The organism is Neobacillus niacini NBRC 15566 (assembly GCF_001591505.1).
Lineage (GTDB): Bacteria > Bacillota > Bacilli > Bacillales > Cytobacillaceae > Neobacillus > Neobacillus niacini.
On record NZ_BCVA01000007.1, the window covers coordinates 23,848 to 43,422 of the forward strand.

Here is a 19,575-nt window from a genome sequence, read left to right on the forward strand (position 1 = left end):
GTATTTTCTTTAAAAATGAGTCGAAGGGTGTTGTTGGAATGAATCTAAAAGACATAAGCACCTCAGTGCCCAAAAAGGATCATAAAGGTAAGGTATCTGGCCAGTTGGCCTATATTAGTGATTTGAAAGTGGAAAATATGGTTTTTGGTGTTTTGTATCGGTCGCCCATTGCATATGGGAAAATCAAATCCATTCAGGTACCAGACCTTCCTCTAGGATATGAAGTGGTTGGTGCAGAAGATATCCCCGGACCGAATTATGTCAAAATTATTAAAGAAGACCAGCCCATTTTTGCCAATGAGTGGGTCAATTATATTGGTGAGCCGATTCTCATGCTCGTAGGTAAAGACCTCGATATCCTCTACGGTCTACTTGAAAAAGTAAAGATTGAATGGGAAGAATATCAGGCTATTTTTACACTGGAAGAAGCCATCAAACAAAAGGCCGCACCGGGTGTTACGATGGCAAACTATGAATTTGGGGAAAGCCTGGAGATTATTTCAGCTATTGAGCAGGGAGCCCACCAAATTATCGAAGAAGAATATGATACCGGTTATCAGGAGCATGTCTATCTGGAACCACAAGGAATGCTTGCCATCTATAAAGATGATGAAATTGTCGTCCAGGGATCGATGCAATGTCTCTACTATATAAAAAATGCATTGATTACTGCTTTAGACTGTGGCGATGATGACGTAAGGGTGGTTCAAAGTCCGACTGGCGGAGGGTTTGGCGGCAAAGAAGAGTTTCCTTCCATGATGGCGTGTCATGTAGCGGTTGCTGCAAAAGCGGTCAAAAAATCGGTCATGCTCGTATTCGACCGTTCCGAGGATATGGTCGTTACCACGAAAAGACATCCTGCCAAACTTAAATATCGAACAGCACTTGATAAGGAAGGAAATATACTGAGCATGTGTGTAGAGGTATATCTCGATGGCGGAGCGAATGTCGGATTGAGTTCAGTCGTGCTGCAGCGCGCATTACTAAACAGTGCCGGCGTTTATAAGATTCCACATTTTCATGCAAAAGGATATGTTTTAAAAACACACACAGTTCCAAACGGTGCCTTCAGAGGATTTGGTGCACCACAAAGCTTTGCAGGGATTGAAAGTCATATCGGTCACCTTAGTAAACGAGCAAATATTGACCCACTTGAGTATAAACGAAAATACCTCGTCAAACAGGGAGACCCCACGATCACCAAAGGAAATTTCCGCGACCCAATCTTAATGGAAGAAATGATTGAGGACTTGCTAAATACAACCGATTATAAAAAGAAAAAAGTGGAGTTTCAAACGTTCAATCATCATAATCAACGCTATAAAAAAGGAATCGGAACGTCCTTATTCCTCCATGGCTGCGGATTTACAGGCAGCGGTGAACGAGATCATATAAAAGCAACGGTTAAGCTCTTTAAATCAAAGGACGACCTGGTATCACTAAAAATCTCAAACTCTGACATGGGACAAGGCATTTATACGACTCTTAGTAAAATTGTCGCAAAGGAATTAGACCTCCCATACGAAAAAGTCTCTTACCCTTATCCCGATACAAAAGAGGTTCCAGACTCAGGACCAACAGTAGCCTCGAGAACGACCATGATTGTGGGGAAATTGCTTGAACGAGCGGCAAAAAAACTCAAGGCTCAGTGGCAAAACGGAGTGGAACAGGAAGTAACGGAGAATTATGTTCATCGTGAAATGATTCCCTGGAATGAGTTGACCTTCACAGGAGATGCCTATCCAGCTTATTCCTGGGGCGTGAATTTTGTGGAAGTAGAAGTGGATACGTTAACAGGAAATGTAAAGTTGGAAAACGTTTATGCCAATTATGAGGTAGGAAAGGTCATTGATGACCGGGTCATGAAGGGGCAAATTGACGGTGGTTTAGCACAAGGATTAGCGTACGGTTATCTAGAAAAAATGACGTCAAAGGAAGGCAGAATCCAACAAAAAAGCATAACAGATTACGGCCCTCCAACTTCTATGGACGTTGTTTCAATCCAAAGCAAGGTCTTTGATAATCCCTATGCAGACGGTCCATATGGGGCGAAGGGTGCAGGTGAATTGACATTAATCGGCGGCGCTCCAGCAGTCCAGGCGGCAATCGAGGATGCGCTGCAAACTCCTTTTCAGCAAATACCGATTACACCCGAAGTCATTATCGAAAGTCTTTGGTTGAGAGAAGGTGAAGAAGGATGATTACATTTACCCTGAATGGAAGAAAAGTAGAAACAGACGCACCACCTTCAGCAAGATTACTAGATGTCATCAGAGATGAGTATCTGTTAATTGGAACTAAGGAAGGGTGCGGCGAAGGCGAATGCGGAGCCTGCAGTATTTTTGTCAATAACCTTCTGCAAAATAGCTGCCTGATTCCTATTGGATCAATTGAAGGAGCCGAGATTGTCACGATAGAAGGAATCATGGAGTCAGATCAATTTAAGATTTTAGATGAGAGCTATTCGGAAGCCGGAGGAGTACAATGCGGTTACTGTATTCCTGGGATGGTCATGGCAAGTGCAGCTTTATTAGCGCAAAACCCTCATCCTTCAGAGGCTGAAATTCGTGAAGGGATTTCCGGAAATCTGTGCCGATGTACGGGCTACAATATGATTGTCGACGCGATCAATCTGGCAGCGAAAAAAGGGGACGGCTTATGGCAGAAAAAATAATCGCCTATCGTTTCGATCAAGTTGATCAAACCTTGAGTCAATTGAATAAAGAAGATTGTACCATCATTGCTGGAGGTACCGATGTGATGGTCCTATACAAAAGTCGGAGAGGTGTACCCCCGAAAATCACGAAGCCGATTGTTTTTATTGACCATCTGAATGAGTTAAAGCAGGTATATAAAAAAGGTAAGGATCTCCATATCGGTGCCTGCTGCACCTATAGCGATTTACTCAATGACCCGTTAATCCCAACACCTTTAAAGAATGCAATCAAAACGATCGCGGCACCGGCCATTCGAAACAGAGGGACTTTGGGAGGGAACATTTGCAACGCTTCTCCAGCTGGTGACACACTGCCGTTATTATATGTATACAACGCAAAACTAGTGCTGCGCTCCGTTTCAGGAGTTCGAATCGTTGCCATTAGCGATTTTATTCAAGGTGTGCGAAGGGTTGACCGAAAGTCAAATGAAATACTAGCTGAAATCATCTTGCCGTCCGAATTAGAAGAGGGTGCATATGCTGTTTTTGAAAAAGTCGGCAACCGCAATGCAGATGCGATTGCCAAAGTAGGGTTTGCAGGATATATCCGAACAAATGGTGAGGTCATTAAGGATATTCGTTTTGCATTCGGGGCGGTTGGACCTACGATGGTACGTTCCGTTGATATTGAGAAAAAGCTGATTGGTAAGACAATACCTTTAGCAGGTGCGGACATCGCGCAAGTTTTGTCCGCATTCGATAAAATCATTAAACCAATAGACGATCAACGCTCCACTGCTAGATATAGAAAAACAGTCGCCTTAAATTTATTACGATATTTTTTAAGCCGTAAACAGTATCAACACAATTAATGTTCTTAAAAAGGGGGGAGCTATACTTGCTTCTGATGGAAAAAGTCGCCATGCTGAATCGTCAAAATGAAACCTTTGCATTAGCTATGATTATTGAATCAAAGGGCTCAACTCCCAGGCATGTTGGAAAAATGATTGTATACCGGGATGGTACGATAGAAGGCACAGTCGGCGGAGGCTTGGCCGAGCACTATATTATTGAAGAGAGTGTAAAAGCGCTTCAATTGGGGAAATCGAAAATCGTACAATACAAATTGAATAAACATGCGAAAGACGGAATTCAAATGAATTGCGGCGGAACGTTGCAAGTGTTTATTGAAGTTTATCAAAGCAGGCCAGAACTTATTTTGGCTGGTGCCGGTCATCTTGCTGCTGCACTGGCAAAGCTCGCGGATATGCTCGAATATCCCTATTGCGTGGTTGATGACCGCATTGGTTATGCCACGAAGGAACGCTTTCCCCATGCAACCAATATTTTTGTCCATGAGGATATTGGAGAGGCTTTACTTCAAGCAAGTCCGTCTGAAAAGTCTTATGTGATTATTGTGACAAAAGATCGTGATGATATCGTATTAAAAACAGCACTTCAGTTTCCGATTGCCTATGTAGGGATGGTTGCTAGCAAGCGAAAGACTATCACTATTTTTGAAAAATTAAAAACTGCAGGTGTATCGGATGAACAGCTGGAGCAAGTTCATTCGCCAATTGGATTGGAAATAGGTTCTGAAACCACAGAGGAAATTGCTGTCAGTATTATTGGGGAAATCATCAAACTAACCCGGGAAAGTAAGCCTGTAAAAGTGAAGCAGTTAAATAGATAATGAGAGAAGCAAAATCAAAAGAGGAGAATCCATGTGGGTTTTCCTCTTTTTTATATACTCACTTCAAACTTTATAAACTTCGTTTTCTAAAATGATCACTTTTTCATTAAAACTGGAATTCCCAACTTCTATCGTGTTTTGTACCAACCGATAAATCGTATCACAGGATTGTTTGGCACCAGTAACTAACAACGGGACACCAATGAAATCAATGTGCAATTTTCTCGAAAATAAACCACCAAATGACATAGAAAGTGGTACGGTAGGTGACGTATTGGAAAAAATAATTTTTTCATTTATATGAAACTTTTCTATTAGCAGTAAAGAAATTTCTTTCAATGAAGGGACAACAAGTTTGTTCCGTTTCCGTCCTATGGTATAAACAGAGTTACCATTTTCATCAGTCCCGTGAAATAAGAGTTTTCCAAAATCCTTATTTGTCAGTTGGTTGAAAAATTTTACATTTAATATTTCTTCTGTGGTTAATTTTCTTTCCGATTGAGGTAGTTGTTTTAGATGATAGGCAGCAGCCAAAGCGGTTGAATGTGTTCCAGCAAAATCATTATAAATATAGATCAAAGGTATCATCCCCTAATTAATACTACATCAAAATGGTAACAACTAGTATCTAGAAAAATTCCTTCTTTGCTCGAAGGGAAATCGAAATGATCTAAAATTATTTGAAAGGTAATAATGGAAGACAGCTATTATTCCTCCAATGAAATCGGACAGTAAATCAAGGTTTGTATCTAACAGACTCGGTTGATTTTTTATCTTTGGATGGTACACTTCATCGTCCATAAACTCCATTAATTCATAAATCGTTCCCAGTGCTAGTGCAAGACTAATGAATAAAATAATGGTTAGTCGTTTGCTGGTTAATTTTATTTGAATAAATTGTTGGAGAACAAAATAGATCCAAAGTGTTAAGGCGTAGGTTCCAAAAATATGCTGAATCCGGTCGTATACCTGAGAGGTCACAAATAAGTTAAAATATTCACCTAGTATGTCGTTTAATGTAATAGAAAGTAAAGTCACAACTCGAATATAAAAAGGAATCCCCCAGTTCGCTTTCTTTTCAACAATCATATAGACAAGCCAAAAGATAAGATTACCAGAAGCCATTCTCATATAGTCGAAATTTTTAATTTTAAAAAGAGCTATAATACAAATGATTTGTATCATGATAAAAATGATATCGGCACCTTTTTCATAATGTTTGTTTGACACCTCAGATTTTTTCCTTCCTTCAATCATTTCTGTTTTCTATATGTCAAAAAAGTTGTTTTTAATGAGGCATAAGAACCAATGGCTGCATATCCATAAAACCACCCCATAAAAAGACCAGCAAATAAATAGTGACGATGGCTAATAAAAACGGAAATGATAAGACCAATAATAAGAGCGATTGTGGGAACATAAATCTTTTTTACCTTTAATAAAACTTTTATTAGTTGTGTAACTACCATGACAACTGGAACGGCAATCACTGCGTCCCAAAAGTTCGTATGGATTGTAGGAAAGTCCACACCAATACACCTGCTCACTTTAGGATTTGCTAAACTGTAGAAATCAAAACACTGCTAAAAATATATATCAACTTTATTATTTACAAGTTCGTCTTATTTTATGAGTCGCATAAGTGCAGCAGCGTGTAGAAATTGATGGATTGTTGAGGTAAAAGCGTACAGGTTCTAGGGAAAAGTGTACAGTTTATACAAAAAAGCGTACAGTTTCTACGGAAAAGTGTACAGTTTATACAAAAAAGCGTACAGGTTCTACGAAAAAGTGTACAGTTTATACAGAAAAGCGTACAGGTTCTACGAAAAGGCGTACAGGTTCTATGTAAAAGTGTACAGTTTAAACAAAAAAGTGTACAGTTTATACAAAAAAGCGTACAGTTTCAACAAAAGCATACGCTTCTACAAAAAGCGTACAGATTCTACGAAAAAGCATACAGCTTCTACAAAAAAACCTACAGTTTCAACAAAAAGCATACAGCTTCTACAAATAATATAGCAGTAATCTCCTCTAAAACATTTCATTGGAATTTACAGGGAAAACAAGGTAATCTGTAACAGTATCTTTTTTATAGGGAGTTGGATGAATGAAGAGTTCGGAGAATAAGCAATCGATGATCGTGGGCCTGTTGCTGGCTGGGGCTTTTATCGCGATTTTGAATCAAACGCTGATGATAACAGCAATCCCTCCAATCATGGATGAAATGAGCGTTACCGCAAATAGTGCACAATGGCTTACCACAGTCTTTATGTTAGTAAATGGGATTATGATCCCAATCAGTGCCTTTTTATTAGAAAAATTTACCACAAGACAGTTATTTCTTTCTGCTATGAGCGTTTTTACAGTAGGAACGCTTGTCGGTGGAATTGCTCCTAATTTTGAAATTCTTCTTTTGGGAAGGGTCATTCAGTCTGTAGGAGCGGGTGTCATGCTGCCATTAATGACCACCGTATTCTTGCTCATCTTCCCCGTCAATAAGCGCGGTTCTGCAATGGGTCTTGTCGGCCTTGTGATATCCTTTGCACCAGCCATCGGGCCTGCATTATCTGGATGGGTAACATCGCATTTTTCATGGAGAGTGTTATTTTTTATTATTTTGCCAATTGCACTTATCGATATAGTTGTCGCTTTCCGTTTCTTGAAAAATGTCACAGAGATTTCGAAGCCAAAAGTGGATGTCATTTCGATTCTATTATCGTCATTCGGTTTTGGCGGGCTGCTTTATGGATTTACGAGTGCTGGAAATTACGGCTGGTCCCATGCTGCAACACTATTATCACTCACAATTGGCGGTGTATCACTGATTGTATTTATTTTCCGCCAATTAAGACTGAAACATCCGATGTTGGAATTTCGTGTTTTTACGTTTTCAATCTTCCCTTTTGCCATCGCTATTGGGATGATCAGCTTTATGGGCTTGATCGGAGCAGAAACCATAATCCCGCTCTTTATGCAGAATATGAGGGAGTTTTCTGCCTTTGAGGCGGGGCTTGCCTTATTACCCGGCGCAGTGATTAGCGGGATTATGTCGCCAATTGTTGGAAGAATATTTGATAAAGTCGGAGCTAGATGGCTCGTGATGATTGGATTAACGATCATGACAGCTGCATCATTTGCTTTTACGACTTTAAGTCCGTCGACCACGTTTACCTATATTACGATCCTCTATGGGATTCGAATGTTCGGTCTTTCCATGGTCATGATGCCAGTCTCAACCGCTGCCTTGAATCAGTTGCCGAAACGATTAATTTCACATGGGGCGGCGATGGATAATACGATGAAAATGATTGCAGCATCGGTAGGAACCGCCATCCTTGTTACCGTTATGACAACAACTGCCAAAACAGCAAAACATCGTCCGGACATTGCCTATCCGGATATACATGGAGCGAACATCGCCTTTATGGTTGTTTCCATTTTATCCTTAGTAGGACTGATTCTTACCTTTTTCATAAAGAATAACCGCCAGGCAGAGGGTGAAGCAGATGGAAAAAGCCACAGAAATGTACGAGTGAAACTTCAGGAGTAGGGGCTTTGTTTACCCATAAAAAATTTATCAAGAGAAAGAAACGTTTCTTACATTTTTGTAAGGAGCGTTTTTTTTTATATTTCTTTAAGGGCTGACATAAGGCTTTTTAGTCCGAATTTTTTAAATCTAGCAATTAACTAAAATCTAGGAGGAAGGTTATGGGAGATGTTTCTCATTTAAGAATGGTTAATAAATAGTATTCTAGTGGTGTAGTATTGTAAATTTACTCTATTATTGTGTAAAGATTATTAATGATATGTATAAATGAGGTAAATTTTTCGTTAAATAGAACGAAAAAGAGTGGAGAAATGGTGATTTAGGAATATATATGTGGTACTTCCCTAGATGTACCGGTTGTTGTCGAAAAAGAGGAGCCGACGTTAATCGTTCTAGCCAATGAGTATTTAAAATACCTTGGTGTTCTTGATGTAACATTCGATGAAATGGTGTAATAGCCAATTACACAGGCGAACTTAAGGATTTAACTAAGTATGCAGAGGACGCGGCTGCTAAAGCAAAGGTCAGGGAATTCAGAGCTCCATTAACCGAACTACAAAAACAGATAATAGGTAATACATCCGTTCCTTTAAACGGTGAACGTGCTGATGTTCGAAGCAAGGAAACCAATCTAGGAACCTTAATTGCAGACGGAATGGCAATGGCAGCTAAAGCTAATGAGTTCATCCCAACGTATATTGCGATGCAAAATGGCGGCGGAATCCGTACCTCTATTGATCAGGGAGATATCACATTAGGAGAAGTGTTAACAGTGCTGCCATTTGGTAACAACCTTGTGACGCTTGACCTGACGGGAGAAGAAATTCTTGCAGCGTTAGAGCACAGTGTGAGTGCACCTGGTCAAGGTTCATTCATGCAGGTTTCAGGGTTAAAGTTCAAGTACGATTCTGCAAAGACTGTAGGTGAACGGGTCTGGCATGTTGAGGCATTAACGGCTGATGGATATAAAGAACTTCAATGGATAAAATGTATCGGGTAGCAACGAATGCATTTACTGCTGATGGCGGCGATGGTTACAGCATGTTTAAAACAGCGAAGGACGAACAGAAGCTGGTGCCACTGTTAAAGTAATGATGGGCAAGGCGGAACTCGGTACAGCTCTAGCAGATGAGAACGGTAAGTTTAAGGTATCTGTACCAAAGCAAAAACATAAGAATCTATTAACAGTTACGGCCACAGACGCTGCTGGAAATGTTAGTGAGGCAACAATTATTGACGTATTAAAGAAGAACGAGAAATAAGAAAGACGGCAAATGGCAAAAGCCTTGTGAATTTTTTATTCCCACAAGGCTTTTACTATTTAGTAAAGAGTAGGGGTAGGATAACATGCGACTGCATCAATAAATCGTGGATCAATACCATAAAATGTCCAGAATACACCATTCCATCTATATCCAGAAACTTCACCATACTCAACGCGAGTTGGGTAAAACCAGAAATTATCCCCATTTATTAGCCAAACATATGTGTTAGTAAATACACAGTCGATTATATAGGACGAGGAAGAAGGCTTTTGTGGAATGAAAGTGGGTGGAGGGGATTGTGGTTGTTGTCTCATTGAACCATGAGGCGGAAAAAATACCATAGGATTTACCTCCCTTTTTAGATAGATCTTCAACATTATATGTCTAAACACCTAGAAAGTTATAAAAAATAGTAGTGCTTACCAATATCATGGTCTGCACTACTTAAGGAAACTTTCCTTGATGGATAGGTTTACTAAAAAATTGTTAATCAATGGAACCAGTTTGTAAAATTTCCACATCTGCATGTACATAAACTTTTACGCTGGGATACCCCTCATTCCATTGTTTTTCATTAAATCCACGAAACTGTTCTTTAAATTTTGCCCCTAAACCAAAAGGATCAACGCTATGCTTTTGAAATTGAGAGACCATGCTTAATGCACTTTTTTCTATTTCTTGTTCAACCTGCTTTTGATATTTTTTCTTATCAAAAGCCTGCCTTTTCTTTTCTGAAGGGGCAAACTCTTGTAGTCTTGTTTTCAATTTTAAGGTAATCGTAAATTCTGGTCGCCCGTTTGCAATTTTTACTTTATATTTAGCATTTGACTTAAGTGTTTCTAGAACTACCTTATCGTGATTCGCTAATATAAATTGGCGTAATCCAATACTGTTTTTATCAACTAGTGCTTTAAAAATAAAAAAATCTTTCATTGGAATTGATGTAACATAACGATCATCCTTAAAAATGGCGACGCCAGTAATCCTAATATTGTCGGCTTCCTTTTTAATTAAAGGTAAATATGGATCCTGTCCTATTTGAAAAAATTGAAATAAAAAGGATTGTAAATTCGTTTGAGGGAGTATTCCCATTTTCATATTTTGCTCCAGCAATTCTTGGATATGGACAGAAACATTATCATTTTTAAATTTTTTCATTTTATATAATTGATTCGCATCGCCATCTACAATTGCCATTTGAACAAGGCTCCCAATGGATGGATCACGGTTTATGGTATCTACAAAATCATTAATTCCTTTCTTTGCGAGATTTTTGCCATAAAGTGCTACACGAAGCTGACCACTTACCAATGGATAGCGAGTTTCGTTATTTAGGATCGTCCGAATCTCTTTACTCGATTTCCCAATAGCTGCTCTTACTTCTGTAGTAGAAGTTTTGTCTTTTTTAAAAATAGGAAATACAATCGTTCCCTTTATGTTCGATTTTTTACTCAGATCATACCCTACCCCCTGAGACATATCGATTTCATTGACAATGTTGGTAGGGAGAAAGTTGCAACCTGATAATAATAAAATTAGAAACAAACAAAACGCTGACCTATTCATCATTTTGCTTACCCCTTTTTACAAAAGTTAAAACAAGTAAGAGTACGGGGATATAACAGTAAAATACCCATAAATTCATTTGAATGATAATATTATTCAGCATATCTTTGAAGGAACCATTCAAGTGACATAGGATAACACTTAAAAGGCAAAGAAGGAGCAATGTATACTTTTGCTTCTTGTTAAAAATGATCTTTAACCCTCGGCTGGAGCACCATAAAAAAAGTGTGATTAAAGAACTAATAATAATTAAATACATGGATATATATAGGTATTCAAAGCGTTCCAAGAAAGAAAGAGTAACTGTTTTTGTTAACGAAAGTTCAGGCCAAATAGTCGTTTTTAACTGTTTTTCACTAAAAAAGGTAAAGGAAACGATAGCAGAAATGGTATAAAGTATAGTAGTAAATAAAACACCTAAATGAGCGAATTTTTTAGAAGCTTTAGGATCTCTTATAAAGGGATAGTACATCAACAATGCCTCTGTTCCCGCTATTGAATACACCGAACTTTTAATGGAGTCCACCATGTCCATAAAGGAATGGTTCATAATCGGCAGCAAATTTGAAAAGTGTGCAATTTTTAACGGGAAAATAAAAAGTCCAATGAGCAATATTTGCGGAAAAATAAACGATAAAAAAGACATTCCGACAATAGCCCGAAATCCTCCGGAAACACAATAATAGACGGAAAGTAAAATAATAGTCGAAAGTATCCATGAAGGCATGGTAGGGAACATCCATACTTGAACAATCTCTATAAACCCAATTAAAACAGAAACACTGGCTAACCAATAATATATCATGATGATTAAGCTAAGAGATTTACCTAGTACATTTCCGAAAATAGCGGTATGAACATCGATAATATCTCCATTGATTTTTCCTAAAAGTTTGTACATCACCCAGATAAATGCTTGTACTAAACACCCAGCAGCTAATACACCGATCCAGGCATCATACCCTGCTTTCTCGGCAATAGTCCTTTGAAAACTTAAAATGCCAACTCCAACCTGGGAATTGTAAATGATAAAGAAGACTAAATAGGGAGAAACTTGATGTCTAATATTGGCTTGCAAATTGTTTTTCCCCTTTACGATTTATTCATAAAAATCGTTCGCTGGCCCCATTTTCTTTCCTTTACCTGTTGATTTCCACTTCTTTTGAGGTCTTAAGGTTGTTGGGTTCTCTTTTTGCATGGAAAAAGGGAGCCTTACCCATAAATCTTGAAAAGAAGTATTCCGGATTGGATACTGGCTTAAATAAGGCCTGCCAAGTGACGTTAACCGGAGTAAATGGATTTCTGTAAGGAGGAAGGCTAGAAACACCCCAAGCAAACCAAACCATTGGGCCAGAAAAATGACAGGAAACTTGATAAATCGAATCGTATTACTAAATTTATATACAGGTGAAGTGTAGGAAGCCAAAGATCCGAGTCCTACTAAAATAAGCAAAACATTGCTAGTTAATCCGGCTTCCACAACAGCTTGGCCGATTACAATGCCCCCTACAACGCCGAGCGATTGTCCAATTTTAAGCGGCAGACGGATTCCTGCTTCTTTTACCATTTCAATCATCAATTCTAAAAAAAGAGTCTCTAAGAATGGAGCAAAAGGAACGGCTGCCCTTGAGCCTACGAGTGTTTCTAGTAAACGCGCCGGAATTAATTCATAGTGATACGTCATAATGGCCACATACATAGGGCTTAACATTGTCGAGATAAACATAGCTGCTAGCCGCAATAACCGAAAGAAATTTGAAAGGATCCAGGAATAGCTATAATCTTCCATAGCTATAAAAGATTCCATTAAGGTAACAGGGAGGATGACAAGGTTCGGTGATCCGTCTACTACGATGATAATTTTCCCTTCTGTGAGTCCAGCAGCGACTCGATCTACTCTTTCCGTTGATATCGATTGTGGAAACAAGGAATTAGAATTGTCTTCAATCATCGATGCGATATAAGAACTGTCCTGGATTTGATCATATTGGATATCTGTTATTCTTTGGATGACCGTGTTTACATTTTCAGGGTCAGCAATTCCATTCATATAAAGGACGGCTACTTTTGTTTTGGAAAGCTCTCCAACCTTCATTTCTTTTACATACAGTTCTGGAACAGGCAGTCTTTTTCGAACTAGGTTGATGTTCGTGTCTAATTCTTCAATAAATCCAAGCTGCGGTCCTAGTGCCGAGGATTCCATAGTTGCCATGCCGACATCTCGGAATTTACTGTTGGCAATATTGATTAATAAACAATCTTCATCATATTGATACTTTTGAATAGCTAAGGACCCATTCAAAATATTTTGGATGATTTTATCCTCATCCTTTGTAAAAATAATCTCTTGAACAGGGATGCTACTTTTTAATTCTTCTAGTGAAAGATGTTCATGTAAATAGGGAAGGACATCTTTATGTAAAATGTCTGATGAAATAAGTGTGCGATAATATGAAATCCAAAATGGTGCTTCGTCTTTTAATGATGTATGCTCGTGAATGAAATCATTCGATTTTGATAATCGTTCAAGCCAATTTGGATTGTTTATTTTATTGGAGCCTTCGCCTTTGTCCTTATCGCTATTTTTTAAGTTCATCTAAATCCCTCTAAAATGTTTTTTCTAATTATGTGTAAAATGAGGAAATTTATTCTTTATTTGATTTTATTGGTATAAGAATATTGAAGAATGCCCTATACGGCTAGTTTTTATGATTTTTTGTAACTCTCTTTCTTATTATTATTATTGAAGATCTTAATAGATTACATAATGTAAAAAAATGGCATGTCTCTATATGGGACATGCCATTTCTATTTATTGATTAATCAAGACATGTGCCATCTTTAATGCCCTGCGAGTTTTTTTCTGATTAAAACAATAATTAAATAATTCTTTTTCAGAACGTTTAATTAAATAAACAAAGCCACATTTTTTAAACAAAGGTAATGAATATTCGGACAGGTATTGATGGTATTCCTGTTCTTTAGTTTGAATTAAATAACGGAGTAAGGTAAATAAGTTAATATATAATCGTTCATTATTCTTTTGAGCTTTTTCGAGTCCTTCATTCGTAAGTTGCAATAATTCAACTTTTGGAAGTAAACTCCCATAGTATGCACTGCGTATATACCCTTCTAAAGAAAGTAAGTAAGGGCCTGAACCATTATTTTTAAGACTCATTGATTCTTTATAATATTTCTTGGCTAATTCATAATTATTTCTTCTATAGTATTCAAAAGCCAAGTTGTGTAATACCTTTGCCTTTCGATCAGGTGAATGACAAAGTTCACAGCTGTTGATTAAGCTTTCAAACCTATGAATCGTTTCTTTAAAATCTCCATCCTCTTTTACTTGAATCGCCATAAGCATTTCTGCATCAATCACTCTAAGATAGTTATTAATTTCTTTAAAAAATTGTCGCGCTTTATCTGCAAAAAAATAAGCCATAACTGGTGATTCATTTAAATGATAGGCGACTGCTAAATGATAGGTATATTCCTTGTTATTGTAATCTGTATCATTTATTGATTTTAATACTTGAATGGCTTTGAGATTTTCATGTTTCGCTAAATAGTAAACTCCTAAAACGTGTTTGAATAGATTAGCTTCATAAGAGGATAATTTATGTTCTTTTTTTTTGAGTTCATTGATGATTTCTAATGCTTCTTCAGTCAAATTATGCATGAGTAAATATCTAACCCGAAGTAATTTGTAAAGATTGATATAATCAGAGATTTGAATTAAATCTTCTTGCTCAAGTTCATGATTAATAAGATTCATTTCATCAAATAATTGCATGACAATAACATCATGCCAATGATTTAAACGATTTTTAATCGTATTCAGCTTAATTAATTCATTTTCGATATTTATCCCTAGTCTCTGGGATAAGAGAGTGATAATTTCAGGAGCATATTCAGTATGTAAACGCTCAATTTTACTAATATGTGTTCCAGAACAAATCCCTTTTCCTAATTGCTCCTGAGTCATTTTGTATTTTTCTCGATAAAACTTAATGATTTTCCCCTCATTCATATTGAATTTCTCCTTTTAGAATAATAGTTGGAAGTGATTGAGTAGTAGGAAAACCAAGATTCCCCCAAGTACAAAATGATTTTTTCGATATAGTTTAACAAAAATCATTTGCTAGAAATCTAACGACTAAAGATTTTACAAAGAATCGTTCGCATTCTTCATAGTTTGACAATAATCTACAAGGAATTAGACGCGTTCTGCAGTGGAAGTAGGACAATTTGGAGAACAATTCCCCCAATTTACCGCAAATAAAAGCTCCAGTACAATATGAATTAATAGAGTTGTCTAATTATTCATACTCTTATTTTACACTATCTATCTTTCGGGAGGAATGTGGTGCTCATAGGAAGATGTAATCATTTTAAAAGGGGAAATTTGCTGGATTATTATGTTTAAAAAGTAATAGATTTAAAATTTGCGGCAGAAATCAAAGTAGTAGAAGGAGCGTTACTTAATGAAAAATCGAAAAAAACAATTTCTTAATGTTATGGTATCAGGTGTAATCGCATCTAGCATTCTTACATCTTATTTAATGCCTCAGCAAAAATCTTATGCGATTTCAAATTCTGCTGAATCGATTTTAAAAGGACTAACGGAAAAGCAACGACAGTCTATAAAAAAATTAACCCCACAAGAAGGATTCATCATTGATCCAAGTTTATTGTCACTTAAAGAAAAAACCGCCAATGTCATTGTTGAGTTCAAAACAGCTCCGGTCGAAAATGCACAGCCATCAAAAACAAAAGGTACATCTAAAAATAAAGCAGAAAAGATAAAAGGGGAACAAGAATATTTCAAGCAGCGTTTAGAAGAACTTTTTAAGGGCAAAAAGGAGTCAGCCCAAAATATAAAAGATGATTCACTTCCATATCAAATTAAACAAACGTACCAGAATGTATTCAATGGAATGGCTATGACGATTCCTACAAGTGAAATTAATACTTTGCTTGAGACCGGTGTAGTTAAAAGGATATGGAAAGACAATGTGGTTCGTTTACCGAAAAATGAATCGACTACTACACAAGAACCAACAACTGCAAAATTAATTCCCCCAGCGCTTCCTCATATAGGAGTTGATCGTTTACATAATGAGGGCTTAAAAGGACAAGGAATAAAAGTTGGAGTACTTGATACAGGGATTGACTATAATCACCCTGATTTAAAAGATGTTTATAAAGGCGGATATGATTTTGTCCAAAATGATTCTGATCCAATGGAAACAACAAGAGCCGAGTGGCTTGCATCTGGTCAACCTGAAACGATAAATGGTAGTGCATACTATACAGAACATGGAACCCATGTCGCTGGAACCATCGCATCTAATCCTAAAAATGATGTTGAATATGCCATGACAGGTGTAGCTCCGAATGTTGACTTGTATGCATATCGAGTATTAGGAGAGTATGGTTCAGGATATGATTCATCGGTTATCGCAGGTATAGAAAGAGCAGTAGAAGATGGAATGGATATTATTAATCTATCATTAGGTAATAGTAATAATCATTCCCTAGACGCTACATCTGTAGCAATCAACAATGCCGCATTAAAAGGAGTCATACCGGTTATAGCTGGAGGAAATGCAGGTCCAAATCCAGGTACGTTAGGTTCACCAGGTGCTTCTCCACTTGCCATCACTGTTGGTGCTAGTGATGTGCCGACAGATATTCCAACCGTTAAAGCAAGTTTTGCAGATATTTCAGTTCAAAATACTTTAATGGGGCATGGTCTTGGTAAGGATTATCTTCAGTTAATAGATACAGAGTATGATGTTGTGGAAGTAGGGATTGGTACAGAAGAGGATTATACGGACAAAAACGTTAATGGGAAAGTGGCATTCATTGCTCGAGGCGAGATCTCATTTGATGAAAAAATTCGTCGTGCTCACGAAAAAGGTGCTGCAGCAGTTTTACTTTACAATAATGAAGATGGAGAAATTCCGTTTTTCTTAGGTGAAAATCATGGTTATATCCCAACATTTAAAATGTTAAACGCCGACGGAGTAAAACTTTCAGAAAAATTAAAGGCAGATCCTACAGCTAAACTTAAATTAACAGACTTACAGTCAAACATGACTACAGGTGATGAATTAGCTGATTTTAGCTCACGTGGCCCAGTTAGTAATAACTTTGATATTAAGCCAGATGTAGTAGCACCTGGGGTTTCTACATTCTCTACTGTCCCAGAATATATTAATAGTCCAGAAGATGGTGTCGATTATACTAGTGGGTATGCGAGTTTAAGTGGAACATCCATGGCAACACCACATGTTGCTGGAGTTGCAGCTTTATTATTACAATCACATCCAGATTATACAGTTGCAGATGTCAAAGCAGCGCTTATGAATACTGCTGATCCTTTAAAAGGTCGCACGTACAATGTGAATGAAGTTGGAGCAGGACGTGTAGATGCTTATGAGGCAGTCCACAATACAACGTTATTTGAAGTACAAAATAGGGAGACTTCCTTAGATGAAAATGGAATAAAAATAGAAATTGATGATATTTCGGGGTCTATTCCTTTTGGTAGTATGGCACAATCAAGTGAGACGCAAAATAAAGCAACCTCGATTTCTATAAAGAATTTAAGTAGTGAACTAGAAACATATCATACGAGAGTTGAATTTTTAACAATCGATGGTGTCTCAAAGGAAGCTGGTAAGAATGGTGTGACGCTTCAATTACCATCCACGATTGAAGTGAATGGCAATGAGAGTGAAAATATGAATGCAGAAATATCTATTCCAGCTAATGCAGAATTTGGTGTATATCAAGGATATATTTATATTGAAAATGAGTCAAAAACGGCAGAATATCAAATTCCTTTCCATGTTCGTTATGCGAAACCTGGATTCGAAAAACTAACATTTTATAAAAACGCCATAACGAATGACCTTAGTAACTTTCATCCATACATTGAGCCGTTTACACCGGTCGATTTCAAGTTAAATAGTCATATGAAAACGATTGATGTAGTGGTTAGCGATCTAGATGGAAAACCAATTGGGTTTTATGGCACGTTTAATTTAGAAAATGCTGCAGTTGATACGGATTACTTCATTTTCTTCGGATTTTCAGGTGAAGTAAAGCATTTTACAGGTGATCCAAATAAACCTTTAGCACTTGAATATGAACCACTTAAAGAAGGTAAATACATTGTTTCTTATATTGGTACAGGAGTAGATGGTAAAACATATAAAATCGATAATGACATGGTGATCGATAATACAGCTCCAACATTAGAATTTGATAAGAAAACAGGAATCAAAGAACTTACAAGTTCAGATTTAACAACTGAAAGTTATGACGGGCAAGATTATACAGCCTATTGGGTGCATGGGAAATTGTATGATGATACAATTGATTATTTAAAAAGTAGAGGACATGACATCACGCAAGAAGCAAATACTGCCTACGCTTATCAAGATTCTTTTTGGCCAACAGCTGAATTTTTCCCAAATGCAAATGGTGAATTTAAATTTGGTGTCTTACCAGAAGAATATGCAAACTATCCAACAAATATAAGAATCTATACGTATGATTACGCTACAGCAGGAAATCCGATTTTCCCTGAATTTACTTTTATTAATAAAGGTGAAAAATATTCGACAATTAAACCAAATACAACAGCTGTAAGTCTTGGATCGGAGTTTGTCAATACATTTACCGTTCAAAACGCGCAAGATTTAACAAGTGCATCTGTAACTATCGATGTCCCTAATTTCTATAAAGTTGAAGACGTTAAGCCATCAAAACAGCTTGAAGATCTTGCAAAGAAAAATAATTGGATTATTAATGTTGCAAAGCCACAAATTACCGAAAATACTTGGTCTAATCTTTCTACATTTGCTGTAGATATTGTAGACAAAAAGACAAAATTACCAGTTTCCATTAATGATGATATTGATTTATTGGATATCACATTAAAAGTAGTCGATGACCATAATTACATGGTAGAAAGTTCATTCTATTATCAAGAATCTTCCTATCAAACAAGCTCAGGCAGTAAGTTTACTTTACCAACATTGGCTGATAAGTTTAAATTCATCTCGCAGCACTCATGGGTAGAAGGTTACTATCATGGTGAAGCAGTTAATTTAGATAACTATGATCTAGATTATTCAAAGATTGGAACAAAAGCTTATCTGGTTGATAAAAACGGTAAAAAGTACCCTGCTGATATTTCAGAAAGAGGGTATATGACTTTTACAGATATTCCTGCTACGAAAGATGAATATACGTTAATCATAGATATTCCAGGACATTTCCTTTACAGTAAAAAATTAACTTTAAGCAGGACAAATGATGGAAAAGTCCAAGGTAATTTCTATAGTATATATACAGATACAGCTGCTGCGGGAGATGTCAATGGAGATCATGTAATCGATATTTATGACGCAAAGCTTGTTGCAAACAACGCTGGAGTTACAGGGGAAAGAGTGAAAGAAGATCTTAACAAAGATGGAGTCGTTGACATGATTGACTTCAACTATGTCGAAAAGAACTTCATGTCCATCAATCCGTACTTCCCAACGTCTAATAAACCAGTTGAAAAAACTAAAAATCTAACATTAGAAGAATTGAAAAAAAGTTTTAATTAAAAAAAAGAGGGTGCCTTTTAACAAAGGCATCCTTTTTACTTGGATCACTTAAACCTGTGGAAAAGAACATGGAGAGTAATTGAACGATGAACCGTTAATACCAGCTGCTGAATACCAAACAAGAACAGCATAACCAAAAAGCCGATTTCCTATTAGGAACATCGGTTTTTTCTATATAAACAATAGATAGTGAAAGAGTACAAAGAGGAATTTGTAAC

The 19,575-nt window shown here is 37.1% G+C and carries 17 protein-coding genes; 9 read left to right on the forward strand and 8 right to left on the reverse strand.

Going from position 1 to position 19,575, the window contains the following annotated elements; genetic code table 11:
• The first annotated feature begins 38 nt into the window (after positions 1–38).
• From BANA01_RS08350 to BANA01_RS08365, 4 genes are read left to right on the forward strand one after another with little or no spacing between them, the layout of a single operon-like run.
• Complete coding sequence (locus BANA01_RS08350) at positions 39–2,201, forward strand: xanthine dehydrogenase family protein molybdopterin-binding subunit (RefSeq protein ID WP_034676275.1); 2,163 nt, start codon at positions 39–41, stop codon at positions 2,199–2,201.
• Positions 2,198–2,674 (forward strand): (2Fe-2S)-binding protein, encoded by a 477-nt coding sequence (locus tag BANA01_RS08355; RefSeq protein WP_034676273.1) that lies wholly within the window; start codon positions 2,198–2,200, stop codon positions 2,672–2,674. The genes BANA01_RS08350 and BANA01_RS08355 overlap by 4 nt, the downstream gene beginning before the upstream one ends.
• Positions 2,659–3,528 carry an FAD binding domain-containing protein gene (locus tag BANA01_RS08360; RefSeq protein ID WP_052106403.1) on the forward strand — a complete coding sequence of 290 codons (870 nt, stop codon included), beginning with the start codon at positions 2,659–2,661 and terminating at the stop codon, positions 3,526–3,528. The genes BANA01_RS08355 and BANA01_RS08360 overlap by 16 nt, the downstream gene beginning before the upstream one ends.
• A gap of 35 nt (positions 3,529–3,563) precedes the next feature.
• Positions 3,564–4,349, forward strand: a complete 786-nt coding sequence (locus BANA01_RS08365) for an XdhC family protein (protein ID WP_169803664.1) — start codon at positions 3,564–3,566, stop codon at positions 4,347–4,349.
• Between the two features lie 63 nt (positions 4,350–4,412).
• On the opposite strand, the gene BANA01_RS08370 is transcribed toward BANA01_RS08365, so the two are convergent.
• From BANA01_RS08370 to BANA01_RS08380, 3 genes are read right to left on the reverse strand one after another with little or no spacing between them, the layout of a single operon-like run.
• Positions 4,413–4,928: a DUF3189 family protein gene (locus tag BANA01_RS08370; RefSeq protein ID WP_063252587.1), complete on the reverse strand. Its 516-nt coding sequence runs from the start codon at positions 4,926–4,928 to the stop codon at positions 4,413–4,415.
• A 42-nt stretch (positions 4,929–4,970) separates the two neighbouring features.
• Positions 4,971–5,579: a DUF2238 domain-containing protein gene (locus BANA01_RS08375; RefSeq protein ID WP_157411744.1), complete on the reverse strand. Its 609-nt coding sequence runs from the start codon at positions 5,577–5,579 to the stop codon at positions 4,971–4,973.
• 23 nt (positions 5,580–5,602) lie between these two features.
• Positions 5,603–5,878 (reverse strand): hypothetical protein, encoded by a 276-nt coding sequence (locus tag BANA01_RS08380; protein WP_063252591.1) that lies wholly within the window; start codon positions 5,876–5,878, stop codon positions 5,603–5,605.
• Positions 5,879–6,456: 578 nt separating this feature from the next.
• Between BANA01_RS08380 and BANA01_RS08385 the strand changes: the two genes are divergently transcribed.
• The 4 genes from BANA01_RS08385 (at position 6,457) to BANA01_RS29475 (ending at position 9,158) form a co-directional block, all read left to right on the forward strand.
• On the forward strand, positions 6,457–7,899 hold the full coding sequence (locus BANA01_RS08385; protein WP_034676281.1) for a DHA2 family efflux MFS transporter permease subunit: 1,443 nt from the start codon (positions 6,457–6,459) through the stop codon (positions 7,897–7,899).
• A 565-nt stretch (positions 7,900–8,464) separates the two neighbouring features.
• A complete protein-coding gene (locus BANA01_RS29055; RefSeq protein WP_268875063.1) occupies positions 8,465–8,896 on the forward strand; it encodes a 5'-nucleotidase C-terminal domain-containing protein in 432 nt (143 codons plus the stop codon).
• On the forward strand, positions 8,875–8,988 hold the full coding sequence (locus BANA01_RS30535) for a 5'-nucleotidase C-terminal domain-containing protein (RefSeq protein ID WP_268875061.1): 114 nt from the start codon (positions 8,875–8,877) through the stop codon (positions 8,986–8,988). Before BANA01_RS29055 ends, BANA01_RS30535 begins: the two co-directional genes overlap by 22 nt.
• Positions 8,989–8,990: 2 nt before the next feature.
• Positions 8,991–9,158: an Ig-like domain-containing protein gene (locus BANA01_RS29475; protein WP_169803665.1), complete on the forward strand. Its 168-nt coding sequence runs from the start codon at positions 8,991–8,993 to the stop codon at positions 9,156–9,158.
• Between the two features lie 59 nt (positions 9,159–9,217).
• Here BANA01_RS29475 and BANA01_RS08395 read toward each other — a convergent pair whose 3' ends face one another.
• The 5 genes from BANA01_RS08395 to BANA01_RS08415 all read right to left on the reverse strand — a co-directional run bounded on the left by BANA01_RS08395 (position 9,218) and on the right by BANA01_RS08415 (position 14,760).
• Positions 9,218–9,502: a transporter gene (locus tag BANA01_RS08395; RefSeq protein ID WP_174524409.1), complete on the reverse strand. Its 285-nt coding sequence runs from the start codon at positions 9,500–9,502 to the stop codon at positions 9,218–9,220.
• Between the two features lie 145 nt (positions 9,503–9,647).
• Positions 9,648–10,730, reverse strand: coding sequence for a Ger(x)C family spore germination protein (locus tag BANA01_RS08400; protein WP_034676279.1), 1,083 nt, complete (start codon positions 10,728–10,730; stop codon positions 9,648–9,650).
• Entirely contained in the window at positions 10,720–11,805 is a 1,086-nt protein-coding gene (locus tag BANA01_RS08405) for a GerAB/ArcD/ProY family transporter (protein WP_034676277.1), read from the reverse strand. Before BANA01_RS08405 ends, BANA01_RS08400 begins: the two co-directional genes overlap by 11 nt.
• Positions 11,806–11,826: 21 nt before the next feature.
• On the reverse strand, positions 11,827–13,323 hold the full coding sequence (locus BANA01_RS08410; protein WP_052106404.1) for a spore germination protein: 1,497 nt from the start codon (positions 13,321–13,323) through the stop codon (positions 11,827–11,829).
• A 216-nt stretch (positions 13,324–13,539) separates the two neighbouring features.
• Positions 13,540–14,760 carry a helix-turn-helix domain-containing protein gene (locus BANA01_RS08415; protein WP_063252593.1) on the reverse strand — a complete coding sequence of 407 codons (1,221 nt, stop codon included), beginning with the start codon at positions 14,758–14,760 and terminating at the stop codon, positions 13,540–13,542.
• 454 nt (positions 14,761–15,214) lie between these two features.
• Here BANA01_RS08415 and BANA01_RS08420 point away from each other — a divergent pair, with 454 nt between their 5' ends.
• Complete coding sequence (locus tag BANA01_RS08420; protein WP_063252595.1) at positions 15,215–19,357, forward strand: S8 family serine peptidase; 4,143 nt, start codon at positions 15,215–15,217, stop codon at positions 19,355–19,357.
• Positions 19,358–19,575: the final 218 nt, after the last annotated feature.

What these genes read in the sequence shown, in the direction of transcription:
- BANA01_RS08350 (WP_034676275.1), top strand. Translation starts at nt 39, where the DNA reads ATGAATCTAAAAGACATAAGCACCTCAGTGCCCAAAAAGGATCATAAA.
- BANA01_RS08355 (WP_034676273.1), top strand. Translation starts at nt 2,198, where the DNA reads ATGATTACATTTACCCTGAATGGAAGAAAAGTAGAAACAGACGCACCA.
- BANA01_RS08360 (WP_052106403.1), top strand. Translation starts at nt 2,659, where the DNA reads ATGGCAGAAAAAATAATCGCCTATCGTTTCGATCAAGTTGATCAAACC.
- BANA01_RS08365 (WP_169803664.1), top strand. Translation starts at nt 3,564, where the DNA reads ATGGAAAAAGTCGCCATGCTGAATCGTCAAAATGAAACCTTTGCATTA.
- BANA01_RS08385 (WP_034676281.1), top strand. Translation starts at nt 6,457, where the DNA reads ATGAAGAGTTCGGAGAATAAGCAATCGATGATCGTGGGCCTGTTGCTG.
- BANA01_RS30535 (WP_268875061.1), top strand. Translation starts at nt 8,875, where the DNA reads ATGGATAAAATGTATCGGGTAGCAACGAATGCATTTACTGCTGATGGC.
- BANA01_RS29475 (WP_169803665.1), top strand. Translation starts at nt 8,991, where the DNA reads ATGGGCAAGGCGGAACTCGGTACAGCTCTAGCAGATGAGAACGGTAAG.
- BANA01_RS08395 (WP_174524409.1), bottom strand. Translation starts at nt 9,502, where the DNA reads ATGGTATTTTTTCCGCCTCATGGTTCAATGAGACAACAACCACAATCC.
- BANA01_RS08400 (WP_034676279.1), bottom strand. Translation starts at nt 10,730, where the DNA reads ATGATGAATAGGTCAGCGTTTTGTTTGTTTCTAATTTTATTATTATCA.
- BANA01_RS08410 (WP_052106404.1), bottom strand. Translation starts at nt 13,323, where the DNA reads ATGAACTTAAAAAATAGCGATAAGGACAAAGGCGAAGGCTCCAATAAA.
- BANA01_RS08415 (WP_063252593.1), bottom strand. Translation starts at nt 14,760, where the DNA reads ATGAATGAGGGGAAAATCATTAAGTTTTATCGAGAAAAATACAAAATG.
- BANA01_RS08420 (WP_063252595.1), top strand. Translation starts at nt 15,215, where the DNA reads ATGAAAAATCGAAAAAAACAATTTCTTAATGTTATGGTATCAGGTGTA.